Raw genomic sequence first — 13,411 nt, 5'->3', positions numbered from 1 at the left:
CTGCATATCGGCGCAACAGAGATGTTTTTATAAATTCATATAATACCCATTATATGAGGTTATCTTCTTTGTGCCGTTCACGTTAAGATAAGCGTCAAAAGATACATTCGATTGGGTTCTGTGAATTCGTCCCGATCGGTCAAAATTCAGGCGTCGCTACGTCGATTCTGCAGGTTATCGGGAGGTAATCCCCTGCAAAAATCGCGTAGCGTTGCCGTTAATCTGAGCAGAAAGAGTGATTATGAGTGAAATCATCCCGGCTGCAGGCTTCATTACTGCGGCCGATGACGACATAACGCAGCGGCTGAAAGAGTTTGTCAGCGATAAAGATGCTTTTTCTGACAACACGTGGCGTCAGCTGCTGAGCGTGATGCGCAGCTGCAGCCGCTGGGCCAGTGAGCATGGCCGCTCATTTTTACCCATGTCTCCTGCCTGCCTCCGGGATTATCTGCTCTGGCTGCAGAGCAGCGGCAGAGCCTCTTCCACTATCGCAACGCACGCGGCGCTGATCTCAATGTTACACCGTAACGCGGGTCTGATGCCGCCTAACAGCGCCCCGCAGGTGTTTCGTGCCATTAAAAAGATCAACCGTACTGCGGTGATTCAGGGGGAGCGCGCGGGTCAGGCGGTACCGTTTCGCATAACAGATTTGCTGACGCTGGACAGACTCTGGTCAGGTTCAGAGCGTCTTCAGCAGGTGCGCGATCTCGCTTTTTTGCACGTTGCTTACGCCACGCTGCTGCGTATCAGTGAAGTGGGCCGGTTACGCGTCAGAGATATTACGCGCGCGGCTGACGGACGCATTATCCTTGATGTGGGCTGGACCAAAACTATTGTGATGACCGGCGGCCTGATTAAAGCACTGGGGGAGCTCTCTTCAGAACGGCTTACGACGTGGCTGCAACTCTCCGGCTTAATTAATGAGCCAGATGCTTATCTTTTCGGCCCGGTTCATCGTACTAACCGCGCCGCAGTCGCGAGTGCAAAGCCGCTGTCAACGCGCGCGCTGGAGGATATATTTGTTCGCGCCTGGCAGCAGGCGGGGCCGGGCAACGACGCCGCCCCCAATAAAAATCGCTATCGCGGCTGGAGTGGTCACAGTACCCGCGTCGGGGCCGCTATCGATATGGCGGCGAAAAAATACAGTACGGCGCAGATCATGCAGGAAGGAACGTGGAAAAAGCCGGAAACGGTCATGCGCTATATTCGTCACATCGATGCACATGACGGCGCGATGGTTAATTTTATGGATAACCACTTTTCACAATAAGACTTTCAGCGCTATGGCTGACTACACTTGCAGAGCCACTATCAGGACACTATAAAACGGAGAGAACGTGATGAAAAAGTTCATACTTGGTGCGCTGTTGATGCTGCCTGCCGCTGGCATAATGGCAGCAGAGTGCGACAAGGCTGAAACACAGATGGAAATGAATGAGTGTGCGGCAAATGCGTACAATGTCGCTGATAAAGCACTGAACAGCAGCTATCGCCAGGTACTGAAGCGGATGAGCGGCGATCAGAAAACGCTGCTTCAGACTGCGCAGCGGCGCTGGATCGCCTGGCGCGATGCCGACTGCGATTTTATGACCTCCTCCACGCACGGCGGCTCAATTCATCCGATGCTGATATCGCAATGTCTGCAGAACAAAACGGAGCAGCGAATCAAAGAGTTGCAGTCGCTGCTTAACTGCGAAGAGGGCGATCTCAGCTGCCCGCGTTAAGAAATAGTTACTTACGGTTGAAAACAGATTCCGCCTGAAGTTCTGGTCTGTTATGCCGATAATGTAGCAACAGGCATATGACGCTATACATCTCCTGTTTGCTGCTATCGGCAGCGTACTGACAAAAAAATTGCCTGACTGAGTTAATTAGCTCAGTCAGCTATGCAGGACCTTTCTTCCGGCGACAGGCTATCTGTCTGACTGAACGTGTCCCCACTCTGCTGTGTCAAGCCGGCCACAGCATTCACAACAGGGGATCGCCGTTGCAACCCACACCTGACGCCGAAGCGGCACGCCTTGAGGCGCTGGCACAGTATCAGCTGATGAATACGCCACCTTCTGACGCGCTGGACCGCCTTACCATGCTGGCAGCGCGGCTGTTTCGCGTACCGGTGGCGTTTATTTCGCTGATTGACAGTGACCGGCAGTTTTTTAAATCGCGTCACGGACTCTCAATCTGCGAAACCTCACGCAGCGTCGCGTTTTGTCATTTTACCCTTGAACAGGACGATGTACTCTGCGTGCCGGACACCCGTCTGGATGCGCGTTTCAGCCAGAATCCGCTGGTGCTGGGGTATCCCCATATTCGCTTCTATGCCGGTATTCCGCTCACTACCCCTGATGACCACCGCATTGGCACCGTCTGCCTGATCGATACGCAGCCGCGCGCCGCGCTGAATGCTACCGATCGCCGGCATCTGGCCGCTATCGCCTCGCTGGTTATGGACCAGCTGGAGGTGCATCGTCTGGAGCTGCTGCGGCACAGCAGTCAGCAGCGGCTGGAGGCGATCTCTTCAACCTCCTCTGATGCCATTATCTGCACCGATATCCGGCAGGGTGTCATATTCTGGAACCCTGCCGCGACCCGGCTGTTTGGCTACAGTGCGCAGGAGATGCTGGGTGAATATGTCGCGGATCTGGTGTCAGAACGCTCGCAGACCGCCTATCGTCAGGAGCTGGCGCGCATGATGGCCGATCGGTCAGCTATCTCACAGCCGCGCCGGGTGCAAATATGGGCAAGGCGACGCAGCGGGCAGGCGTTTCCGGCAGAGGTCTCGTTCTCTGGCTGGCAGGAAGATCAGGAGCGCCTGGTTGGCATGATCATCCGCGATGTCACCGAACGTCATGAAAGTGAAGCGCGGCTGTGTGAACTCGCGTCACTCGATATGCTCACGCGGCTGGCCAGCCGCAGTGCATTTATGGATCAGCTGGAGCAGCTGACGCGGGCGGACGTTCCGTTCACGCTGCTGATGGTCGACCTCGATGGCTTTAAAGAGGTCAACGATATGCTGGGGCATGCGGCGGGCGATGCGCTGCTGTGTCACGTCGCCGGACAAATCCGCACGGTCTGCGCTCAGGCAATCATGGCTGCCCGGCTTGGCGGGGATGAGTTCGTGATTCTGCTGCCTGGAGATAGCCAGGCCGCGCAGCAGATCGCACAACAGCTGGTAGAGGCGGTGCAGAGTCCCTTCAGTTATCAGGAGACGCCGGTCGTGGTGGGTGCCAGTCTGGGTATCGCTTCCTGGCCGCAGCATGGTCGCGATGCCTCAGCGATGATGTCTGCTGCCGATCTCGCACTCTATCAGGCAAAAGCAGCCGGTAAAGGCTGCAGCGTAGAGTTCGTCCCCGCGTTTCTGGAGGCGGAGCAGCAGCGACGTCGCTTTGAGCGCGAGCTGGAAGTCGCCGTGCGGCAGCACCAGTTTGTGCTCTATTATCAGCCACAGTTTGATGCAACAAGCCATGTGCTTACGGGCTGTGAAGCACTGCTGCGCTGGCAGCATCCGACGCGCGGCCTGCTGCTGCCTGAGGCATTTATTGGCATGCTGATGAAAAGTTCGCTCTCAATAACGCTGGGTGAATGGGTGCTGCGCAGCGCGCTGCAGCAGGTCATCCTGTGGCGGCAGCGGCATCCGGCGCTGCGCGTCAGCATTAACCTGTTTCCCCGCCAGCTGGATGATATCCGGCTGGACAAACTGCTGCGGGAACTCACCGGCAGCGACGCCGGTTTTGTCGATCTGGAAGTGGATGAGTCAATGCTGACAGCGCTGGTACAGGAAGTGCCGGCGCGCCTGAACGCAATCAGACAAACCGGCGCCAGTTTTATTATCGATCACTATGGCCGCGCGCTGGGTGCCATCAGTTTGCTGCAGCATGAATTTGTCAACGGCCTGAAGCTGGATAAGTCACTGACGGCGCAGCTGACTGAAAACAGCCGTATCCGCATGATGTTCGGGGCGCTGGCGGCGCTGGGGAAGAGTCTGCAGCTCAGGGTGCTGGCTGAAGGAGTAGAAAACAGCGCGCAGCGAATGCTGGTGAACCAGGCTGAATGCAATACGATTCAGGGGCATGCCCTGGGCGAACCGCTGAGTCCGGACGCCTTTCAGCAGCTGCTGCCCGGCAGCGCGGAGGCTCTGTGCTAATTGATTCTGCGGATGATGAGAGTCTGCACCGTCGTGCCCTGCAGGCGCTGCGCGAACCGGATGAGTGTCGTGACGAAGTACTGGGTAAATTTGCCCGGCTGGCCAGCCAGGTGCTGGGGATCCCGGGATGTTTTGTTTCAGTACTGGATGAGCGTGACCAGTATATCCGTGCGGCGCGCAATTTTACGCTGAAGCAGACCACCCGCGAAGAGTCGCTCTGCCGCTATGTGGTTGATGATGACAGCCCGATGGTCATCCCGGATACCTGGCTTGACGCCCGCTTTGTCACGCATCGTTTTGTCACCGGCTCGCCCTGGATCCGCTTTTACGCGGGCGTGCCGCTGAAAAACCGCGAAGGGGTTATCTTTGGTACCCTCTGCGTCACCGATGTTGAGCCGCACCCCTTCGGTACGGAGCAGCTGGAGACGCTGCGGCTGCTGGCAAATCTGGTGATCTCCTTCCTGGAAGCGTGGCACGCAGCGGGCTTTACCGACCCGGTTACCGGCCTGCCAAACCGGCAGCGGCTGATCCGCGATCTGCAGCATCTTGCCACGTCTGGCGATATCACGCCCCGGCGTCTGGTGCTGATTGAGTGTGTCGATATGCCGCGCGCCTGGGAGCTGGCGCGCTCAATGGGCGTCGGCCCGGTGGAAAGCCTGCTGAAAGATGTTGCCACGCTGCTGCCGCTGCGCCTGCGCCCGTCGCTGGGCGAACTGCTTTATACGGTTGCAACCGGGCGTTTCGCGCTGCTCACCCGCACCAGCAGCCGCCTGAGCGCGGAGTGGATTGCCGGGCGGATGGAAGGAATAAGCGCTGATTTAGGCGAAGGGCTTTCCGTTGCGCTGACCACCCATACCGGTCAGGCAGATTTTACCGCTGGCTGCTTTAGCGGCAGTGAAATTCTGCGCCGTGCGGTCAGCGCGCTGCATGAAGCTATCGGACGTAACCTGCCTTCCGTAGCCTACAGCGCATCGGCAGAGGTGCAGCACAGCCGTGATTATACCCTGATGCATGAGTTCGCCGCCGCGCTGCGCAGCGAAGGCGGACTTTATCTGGTTTATCAGCCAAAAATATGTCTGCAAACCGGCGCGCCGATTGGTCTGGAGGCGCTAATCCGCTGGCGTCATCCGGTTCATGGCGAGCTCTCTCCGGTGGCATTCGTCCCGCTGGCGGAGCAGACCGAGCTGCTGCAGGCGATGACCACGTGGGTCATTGATCAGACAATTGCGCGCATGGCGCGACTGCGCAATCACTGTACGCAGCTGCCCGTCACGGTTAATGTCAGCCTCAACGATTTTGCGCGTGAAGAGTTTGCCGCCATGCTGGAGGAGCAAATGCAGCGCCACCGCCTGCCGACTTCTCTGCTGGGTATTGAGTGTCTGGAAACCGAACGCATTATTGAGAGCCCGATGGCAATGGCCGGGCTGATGCGGCTGAAACAGCGCGGCTTTGGTATTTCGCTGGATGATTTTGGCACCGGCTACAGCAATATCAGTTATCTGCGGCGTATGCCGCTGGATGTCATCAAGCTCGATCGCTCTCTGATCAGCGATCTCTCTTCAGATATGGCATCGCGTATCATCGCCCGCAGCATTATCAGCATGCTGAAAGAGCTGGACTATGTGGTACTGGCAGAAGGTGTCGAGAATGCGGAAACCGTCGATACCCTGACGGAGTATGGCTGCGATCAGGCGCAGGGATACTTTTACGCCAGGCCCATGGCCGATCGGGAACTGGATGCGTGGCTGCTGTGGAAGCTGCGTGAACAGTGTCGCTGAGTGAGCCGCGCATAGAAGGGAGCGCCGCGCCGTCAGTGCCGCACGGCGCGACGCCTCTCAGGTCTTAACTGAACACCATACCGCCATCAATCAGCAGCGACTGCCCGGTCATATAATCGGAGTCGGGGCCAGCCAGGAACGCCACGCAGGCGGCAACATCTTCCGGTTCTGACAGGCGCCCCAGCGTGATGCGTTTAGCAAATTCCTGTGTGCCATATCCCTCCGGCTGGCCTGCCGCTGCGGAAATTTGCCGATCGATAGCTTCCCACATCGGCGTTTTCACAATTCCCGGACAGAATGCGTTTACCGTAATGCCTGCCGGTGCGAGGTCGCGCGCGGCGGTTTGAGTCAGGCCCCGCACGGCAAATTTACTGGAGCTGTAGACCGCCAGCTCCGGATTACCGGTGTGTCCCGCCTGCGAGCAGGCGTTGATAATTTTGCCGCCGTGCCCCTCTGCCGCAAAGGCTGGACCGCCGCCTGAATGCCCCAGATCACCCCTTTCACATTGATGTCATAAACCTTATCCACCACCTCTTCGGTGATCTCCGCAATCGGCGTGGAGGGAGCGACCCCGGCGTTGTTCACAATGACATCAAATCCGCCAAGCGCCTGACGTGCCTCCTCTGTTGCGCGAAAGACCTGGTCGCGCTTTGCCACGTCAGCCTGCAGCGCGATAGCCCTGCCGCCAGCGCTGACAATCTGGTCAGCCACCTGCTGCGCGGTTTGCGCATTGTAATCGCTGACCGCTACGGCAAACCCGTCCTGTGCCAGCCGCCGCGCAATCGCCGCGCCAATGCCCTGACCGGCCCCGGTCACAAATGCCACTCTGGTTTTCATCGTATTCTCCTTTTCAGGTTATTAAAGCAGCTGGCTGAGGTGCAGCTGACCCATCAGCAGCGGGTTATCGCTGTAGTCAACCGGAATGGCGACCACGGCCGGACCGTTCACGTCCATGGCCCGGCGCAGCACTGGCTCCAGCTCTGCTGCGCTGTTAACGGAGAAGCCGGCAGCGCCAAACGCCTCAGCGTAGGCTTTGAAATCTACCGGGCCGAAGTTCACCCCGGAAACGCGCTGATATTTTTTCTCCTCCTGAATGGCCACCATGTTGTAGGCGTTATCCACCCAGATAATGTGCAGAATATTGGCGTTAAGCCGCACCGCCGTCTCAAGCTCCATGCTGGATTGCAGGAAGCCGCCATCGCCGGAGACCGACACCACTTTACGGGCAGGATCAACCAGCCAGGCCCCAATCGCCCACGGCAGCGCAACGCCCATAGTCTGCTGGCCGTTAGAAATCATGATTTGCCGTGCGCGGAAACTGTAAAGATAGCGGGCGATCCAGATATGAAAGCTGCCCATATCCACTGTCAGACTGACATCGCTGTTAATGATGTCCTGCATTGCACGCACGATACGCAGCGGATGCAGCGCAAACTGGTCAAGGCTTGCGCCCTGCAGTGCCAGCAGCTGCCGCTGATGCTGCCGGTCATCAAGAATGGCTGCTGCAGCGGTGCTGAGCTGTAGCGGCGAGTCAATACGTGCCGCAATGTTGCGTACGGTTTGTGCAATGTCCCCTACCAGCTCCGCATCGGGCAGGTAGCGGTTATCGGTCTCGGCGGGCAGCACATCGATATGCACCAGGAGCGCGTTGCCGCGGTTCCACATCGCCGGCTCATACTCTACCGGGCTGTAGCCGATGGTGATGATCAGGTCAGCCTGCTGCAGCAGACGATCGCCCGCCTGATTATTAAACAGGCCGATTCGCCCGGCAAAGCGCGAGAAATGTTCCTGCCGTACCGCGCCCGCCGCCTGATAGGTACTGGTCACCGGAATATGGCTTCTGCTCAGCAGCTCATGGATGGCCGCGCTGTTCTCCGGCTGACTCGCCATTAGTCCCAGCAGGATCACCGGATTTTTTGCGCGGGCAATTTCGCGGCTTACCGCATCCACCAGCGAGTCTGGCGCGGCGCCCAGCGTAACGCGTGCCTTATGCTGCAGCAGGCTGCCGGTCACCGGCTGATCGACGATATCCTGCGGCAGGCTAAGGAACGCCCCGCCACCGCGCCCGTTTTCCGCGTGACGAAACGCGTTAGACACGCATTCTGCCAGGGCAGACGCGTCGGTGACTTCGACGGCAAATCGGGTGACCGGGCGAAATATCGGTACCGTATCCATGCTCTGGTGAACCTGTTTTGCGCTGTCCGACCGTTTTACCGCGCCGCCAATCGCCACCACCGGATCGCCCTCGCTGGTGGCGGTTGCCATACCGGTTACCAGGTTGGAACAGCCAGGCCCGGAGGTGACCAGCGCGACGCCTGCGTTGCCGGTGAGCCGCCCGACCGCTGCAGCCATGAAAGCGGCATTTGCCTCATGACGCACCGGGATCAGTTCAATGCGCGAATCCACCAGCGAATCGAATACCTTGTCGATTTTCGCACCGGGAATGCCAAACACATGCTTTACGCCCTGGGTTTCCAGCTGCGCAACGACCAGATCTGCCCCGCTGCGCCAGCTCGTTTGGGTTTTAATTTCTTTCATCATTACCTCGGTTATTAACTTTCAACGGAGCGGATAGCTTCATCCAGGTTGTCAGGGGTCAGATTGGCCTGCAGAAAGTCGCGATCCTGCGGTAAGTCGATCACCAGTTTGCTGATTGCGCCAAAGGTCAGCGTGCCCTGCGCCAGCACATAGTCGAGAATGTGGCCACCGCCCTGCCGGTCATCGGTAATAAAATGCTCGTGATAACCCGCGACATTGATGCCCTGCATATATTGCGGCGTGCGAAAACCGATCAGTTCGCCGGTGCGCTGACGAAAATCAAACGTGGGCTGGTTGCCCAGTACGTCAGGCATTGAACGATAGGGGCGGCACTGGCAGGGCACGGTGCGCGTCTGCACCGAGACAAAGTCGCCGCTGATACGCAGCGCGCAAAAATGATTATCCGAGGTAATCACGCTATCGATGACGCGGTGTACCTCTTCACGACTGCATTTTTCGCTGAAATGGTGCTGGTGTTCCGGGGTGAAAAAGGTCATGACCGCAAACGGGGATTGCTGATCCGGATGGGCCGGACGGGCGCTGCCGTCAGCACGTAGCTGCCAGACCTGGCGATCAAAGGCGATCAGTTCGCCATCAAGCTGATTAAAGGTGCCGAGACCAAAATCGCCCTTCTCCAGCAGCCGGGCAACGGTTGTCGTACCGTCATAGACGCCGTGCAGCAGTGCGCTCATCAGCGAGGTCTGATAGATAACCTTTTCTGCTGATTGACTGGCCAGCTGATCAGCGGTTTTCCTGAGCTGTTCTTCACATGAACAAGCAGATACAAAATCATACATTTACTGCCTCGCAAACTGATAGTTAAGCCGTGTTAATATCAGAATGAGCCAGCCTGCTCACAGAATCCAATAGCGAAAGCTGCCAGCTTTGAGACGTTTTTGATATGGAACTGCGCCATCTGCGTTATTTTGTTGCCGTTGCCGAAACGCTGCACTTTACCCGTGCAGCTGAGATGCTCGGTATTTCTCAGCCACCGCTAAGTCAGCAGATCCAGCGTCTGGAGCATGAGATAGGGACGCCGCTGCTGAAACGCCTCACGCGCGGCGTTGAGCTGACGGAAGCGGGACGCGCATTTTTGCCTGATGCGCTGCAGATTGTGCAGCTGGCAGACCACGCGCTGGAGAAAGCGCGCGGCGTGGCGCGGGGAATGAGCGGTCAGATGTCGCTGGGTTTTGCCAGCTCCGTTGCGTTTGGTTCGCCGGTGTTTGAACTTATCGGGCGCTTCAGGGCGCGCTATCCGGCGATGGAGCTTATCACCCGCGAAGAGAATATGGCGCTGCTGATGCAGGATCTGCGTGACGGCCTGCTGGATGCTGCGTTTATCCGTCTGCCGTGCGAAAGCAGCAAAGCTTTCAATCTGCGGGTTATCGCGACTGAACGTATGATGATTGCGCTGCCGGCCGGGCATGCGCTGAGCCAGCAGGCAAGCCTGGCACTGACGCAGCTGGCGGAAGAGACGCTGATTATGTTTCCACGCGAGGTGGCGCCCAGCCTCTATGAGCTGATTGTCAGTACCTGCCTGCGCGCCGGCTTTTGCGCCAGTCGCTTTCAGCAGGCCCCGCAGATCGCCTCTTCGCTGGGCATGGTCGCGGCCGGCAGCGGCATTGCGCTGGTGCCCGCTTCACTCTGCTGTATCAGCAATCCGCAGCTGCGGTTTTGCGAGATTGAGAACAATACGCTGTTTACGGATATCGCGTTTGCCTGGCGGCGTAATCACCCCAGCAAAAGCGTGCTGCATCTGCTGAGCCTGGTCAGCGAAGGGTGACGCATCAGACCTGACCGCTGTTTACCCGGCGTCCGATATCCTTCAGCTGAGAATATTTTTCCAGCAGCTGAGGGGCGTCATCAAGGCTCATGGCAAACATCCACATATAGGTCATGACAGAGTAGACGTGCCCCGCCTCCACGCCACCTCTCAGGCTCATCACCAGGATGGTGCTGCCAAACAGCAGCGCGGCTACGCTGCCAATGGCCAGATAGCCGAACGCTTCGCGATCGGAGAGGCAGATCCGCAGCCGGGCCAGGACGCGATAGTGCCGTACCAGCGGTGAGGCGGGCGCGTGACTCACCAGATCGACCTCTTTTTCCAGCCGGTTATTCAGGCGCAGAAACAGCTGCTCATTCTTACGTGTGAATCCTTTCAGAAACAGCGCAAAAAACAGCAGAATGCCGAGGCACGCCACGCCTGACCAGAACTCAATCAGCAGCAGCATACCCGCCGCACCAGCGATGGAGGCTACTGAGGTGATCAGCACCGGCAGATGCTTTTCAAAAAAGTCGACAAACTCACGTGACAGCGTCACCCGGGCGGCCACCATGGAAGCGCGATTGTTTTCACGACGCTGAGCGAGGATCACCGGTACGGCCATTTCTGCATAAATGCGGGCAAAGGTACGGGTATCAATGCTGCGTCGTGCGGCACCAATCAGCCACATAACCAGCACCATCACGGCATAAAGCACCGCATGCAGCGCGTTACCCGCCAGTATGGCGTTGACGGCAAACCCCGCCAGTAACGGGTAAAGCAGATAGAGTGCGTTTTCGGCAACTACCAGCCCGAGTGTAATAATCAGTTTTTTACTGTGGCGCATTCCCAGCATTTTAAGCATGGCGGCCGCGCCTGTCGGAGCCTGCTGAGGATGTTTTGCACTGAGGATTTTCATAGATTCATCTGAGGTTATTAAATATTTGAGCGGCTGCTCAAATTGAGATCGAGTCTATTTGAGCAGTTGCTCAAAGTCAATCTGTTGTCAGGCTGAAACCGGAAGAATCGGGCGCAGCCAGTCATGCGCCCGGGGAAGACAGATTAACGTTCGGCCGAAAGCTTTTGCAGCACGTTCAGTTCGTCAACGGCGGCCTGCATCGCATCCATACCGGCCGTCATCGTGCGCAGGCTTTGCAGATGTTGTGAAATGTCAGCCCGTTCACTGCGCGTCTGCTGGCTCATGGCTGCGATAGCAGACGCCGCGTGCAGGCTGCGATCAGCCAGCTTTTATCCAGCGGCGTAAAATTCTGGCTTTTGAACGGCGCAAATGATTTACCGGCCGCCATGCGGCAGAACACCACCGCTTTCCCCTGCAGCACCCGTCCACCCGCACCTATCCACGTACCATCAAACGTCACGCGCCCGCCTGCAGAGCCACCGATGGCCAGACAGGGAAAGCGGCCGCTGTTATACCAGGCCTGCATAAAAAAGCCTTCTGAGGCAGATAAGCCGTCGCAGTAGATCATGGCAAAGGTGCGATCGGCAGAGAGCGGCATACGCAGCTGAAGGGCGGCCAGGTCGCGCTGGATGGCGCTGATACGGTCGATAACGCTGTGCGTATCTTCCAGATGCAAATCGACGATATGTGTTTCATGTTCAGCGACCAGTGAATCAGGCAGCCAGAGCCAGCTGCCCTCCTGCCCGGCACAATCTTCAGCAATTGCTGTTATAGACCACACCAATGATTAAACGCGGCAATCTCTGGCATATCTGCTACCATGCGCCCTGTATTGTGGCCGGAATGCAAAAGCGCAGATGAAGAAAAATACCGACGAGTTAAAGCACCGTATTCTTGATACCGCTGTGGCGCTGTTTATTGAAAAAGGCATTGCCGGCGTCACGACCCGTGACGTCACTGAGCAACTTGGGCTGTCGCGCAGCCATATCTACCACTACTTCAGTAACTGGCAGGCGCTCTCGCTGGCGGCGCTTGAGCGCTTTATGGCGCAGGAGATCGCACAGTTCACGCGCGAAGCTGAAGAACTGGCGCCGGAGCAGCAGCTTCTCCGGCTGGCAGAGATCTACCTGCCCGATAGTGTGGATGCAACGTGGAAGCTCTACGATTCACTCTGGCAGATGGCGGCGAACAATGACGCCTGGGCCGCACTCGCTGAAAAGAATATCGCCAGCTGGAGCGCACTGATTGGCGGCATGATTCAGCAGGGAGTGGAGCAGCAGCGCTTTCACACCGCTGATGCAGCCCGGGTGACCCGCCAGCTCAGCGCTATGCTCAATGGTTACGCTGAGGTGCTGAGCATCACTCCCTCAGCAGAGAAGCATCGGCAGGCGATGAGGGATATCACCGCGTTCATCCGGCTGGCGCTGCAGCCGGCCTCAGGGGGCCAGCGCTAACGCCAGCGCCGCTTCGCAGTGGATCTGCGTGGTATCAAAGACGGGAACTGACACATTACGCGGATTAAGCAGCATCCCGACCTCGGTACAGCCGAGGATCATGCAATCCGCGCCCTGCGCGACCAGCCGTTCAGCCACCTGCTCAAACGCCTCGCGGCTGGCTGTAGTGGTGATATCTTTGCACAGCTCATCATAAATAATGTGGTGCACGCTGGCGCGATCGCCGCTATCCGGGATAAGCGGCTGCAGTCCGGCCGCTTCCAGCCGCTGACGGTAGAACTGCTGCTCCATGGTAAAGGCGGTGGCGATCAGGCCCGGCGCGCGCAGTCCCGACGCCACGATGCGCTCAGCGGTAGCATCGGCGATATGCAGTAGCGGAACAGCGACATCTTTCATCATGACGTCAGCCAGTTTGTGCATGGTATTAGTGGCCAGCACGATAAAATCTGCGCCGCCGCGTGCCAGCGCGTGCGCCTCTGCGTTGAGGATCTCCCCGGCCGCCGCCCACTGCCCGCTCGCCTGCAGCTGCTCAATGCGCGCAAAGTCGAGCGATCGAATCAGCAGCTCCGGCGAGTGCAGGCCACCCAGCTGCTGGCGCGTCAGCTCGCATAGCTGACGATAGTAGGTTTGCGTTGAGGCAGCAGACATTCCGCCCAGAATACCGATGGTTTTCATTGCTTGTGATTTTCCTTCTCTGGGCTGCCGGACAGTTATGCACGCTGCGTATATATCGACTATGGTGTTTTATCGCACACTCAAAGCGACGATGTCATCCGCGGGCTCACTTTTTCCAGGATCATCAGTGCTATCCGCCTG

At 57.9% G+C, this 13,411-nt stretch carries 11 protein-coding genes and 2 pseudogenes; 6 read left to right on the top strand and 7 right to left on the bottom strand.

What is annotated here, in order from left to right; genetic code table 11:
* Positions 1 to 241 precede the first annotated feature (241 nt).
* The 4 genes from HA43_RS09835 (at position 242) to HA43_RS09820 (ending at position 5,922) form a co-directional block, all read left to right on the top strand.
* A complete protein-coding gene (locus HA43_RS09835; RefSeq protein WP_094111569.1) occupies positions 242 to 1,270 on the top strand; it encodes a tyrosine-type recombinase/integrase in 1,029 nt (342 codons plus the stop codon).
* 70 nt (positions 1,271 to 1,340) lie between these two features.
* A complete protein-coding gene (locus HA43_RS09830) occupies positions 1,341 to 1,724 on the top strand; it encodes a lysozyme inhibitor LprI family protein (protein WP_094111568.1) in 384 nt (127 codons plus the stop codon).
* Between the two features lie 323 nt (positions 1,725 to 2,047).
* A complete protein-coding gene (locus HA43_RS09825; RefSeq protein ID WP_094111578.1) occupies positions 2,048 to 4,144 on the top strand; it encodes a putative bifunctional diguanylate cyclase/phosphodiesterase in 2,097 nt (698 codons plus the stop codon).
* Positions 4,138 to 5,922 (top strand): EAL domain-containing protein, encoded by a 1,785-nt coding sequence (locus HA43_RS09820; protein ID WP_244555227.1) that lies wholly within the window; start codon positions 4,138 to 4,140, stop codon positions 5,920 to 5,922. The genes HA43_RS09825 and HA43_RS09820 overlap by 7 nt, the downstream gene beginning before the upstream one ends.
* A 64-nt stretch (positions 5,923 to 5,986) precedes the next feature.
* On the opposite strand, the pseudogene HA43_RS09815 reads toward HA43_RS09820, so the two are convergent.
* The 3 genes and pseudogenes from HA43_RS09815 to budA form a co-directional block, all read right to left on the bottom strand.
* Positions 5,987 to 6,759 (bottom strand): annotated as a pseudogene (locus tag HA43_RS09815) ((S)-acetoin forming diacetyl reductase).
* 21 nt (positions 6,760 to 6,780) lie between these two features.
* Positions 6,781 to 8,460 carry an acetolactate synthase AlsS gene (gene alsS, locus HA43_RS09810; protein ID WP_094111566.1) on the bottom strand — a complete coding sequence of 560 codons (1,680 nt, stop codon included), beginning with the start codon at positions 8,458 to 8,460 and terminating at the stop codon, positions 6,781 to 6,783.
* Positions 8,461 to 8,474: 14 nt separating this feature from the next.
* On the bottom strand, positions 8,475 to 9,257 hold the full coding sequence (budA, locus tag HA43_RS09805) for an acetolactate decarboxylase (RefSeq protein ID WP_094111565.1): 783 nt from the start codon (positions 9,255 to 9,257) through the stop codon (positions 8,475 to 8,477).
* 104 nt (positions 9,258 to 9,361) lie between these two features.
* On the opposite strand from budA, the gene HA43_RS09800 reads away from it, so the two are divergent.
* Complete coding sequence (locus HA43_RS09800; RefSeq protein ID WP_094111564.1) at positions 9,362 to 10,243, top strand: LysR family transcriptional regulator; 882 nt, start codon at positions 9,362 to 9,364, stop codon at positions 10,241 to 10,243.
* A gap of 4 nt (positions 10,244 to 10,247) precedes the next feature.
* Here HA43_RS09800 and HA43_RS09795 read toward each other — a convergent pair whose 3' ends face one another.
* The 3 genes and pseudogenes from HA43_RS09795 to HA43_RS09790 form a co-directional block, all read right to left on the bottom strand.
* Positions 10,248 to 11,141, bottom strand: a complete 894-nt coding sequence (locus HA43_RS09795; protein ID WP_094111563.1) for an ABC transporter six-transmembrane domain-containing protein — start codon at positions 11,139 to 11,141, stop codon at positions 10,248 to 10,250.
* 143 nt (positions 11,142 to 11,284) lie between these two features.
* The gene (locus tag HA43_RS18875; RefSeq protein WP_158086444.1) at positions 11,285 to 11,425 is read right to left on the bottom strand and encodes a hypothetical protein; all 141 of its coding nucleotides are present in this window, start codon (positions 11,423 to 11,425) and stop codon (positions 11,285 to 11,287) included.
* Positions 11,422 to 11,895 (bottom strand): annotated as a pseudogene (locus tag HA43_RS09790) (FIST N-terminal domain-containing protein); the annotation flags it as partial. The pseudogene HA43_RS09790 and the gene HA43_RS18875, both read right to left, overlap by 4 nt.
* A 103-nt stretch (positions 11,896 to 11,998) precedes the next feature.
* Between HA43_RS09790 and HA43_RS09785 the strand changes: the two are divergent.
* The gene (locus HA43_RS09785; protein WP_094111562.1) at positions 11,999 to 12,595 is read left to right on the top strand and encodes a TetR/AcrR family transcriptional regulator; all 597 of its coding nucleotides are present in this window, start codon (positions 11,999 to 12,001) and stop codon (positions 12,593 to 12,595) included.
* On the opposite strand, the gene HA43_RS09780 is transcribed toward HA43_RS09785, so the two are convergent.
* A complete protein-coding gene (locus HA43_RS09780; protein ID WP_094111561.1) occupies positions 12,578 to 13,270 on the bottom strand; it encodes an aspartate/glutamate racemase family protein in 693 nt (230 codons plus the stop codon). The two genes, HA43_RS09785 and HA43_RS09780, sit on opposite strands and share 18 nt — an antisense overlap.
* Between the last annotated feature and the right edge of the window lie 141 nt (positions 13,271 to 13,411).

Origin of the sequence: Pantoea eucrina, from assembly GCF_002095385.1 — a bacterium.
GTDB lineage: Bacteria > Pseudomonadota > Gammaproteobacteria > Enterobacterales > Enterobacteriaceae > Pantoea > Pantoea eucrina.
Note: the sequence above shows the minus strand (reverse complement) of the source record. Positions and strands in the feature narration are given on the sequence as shown.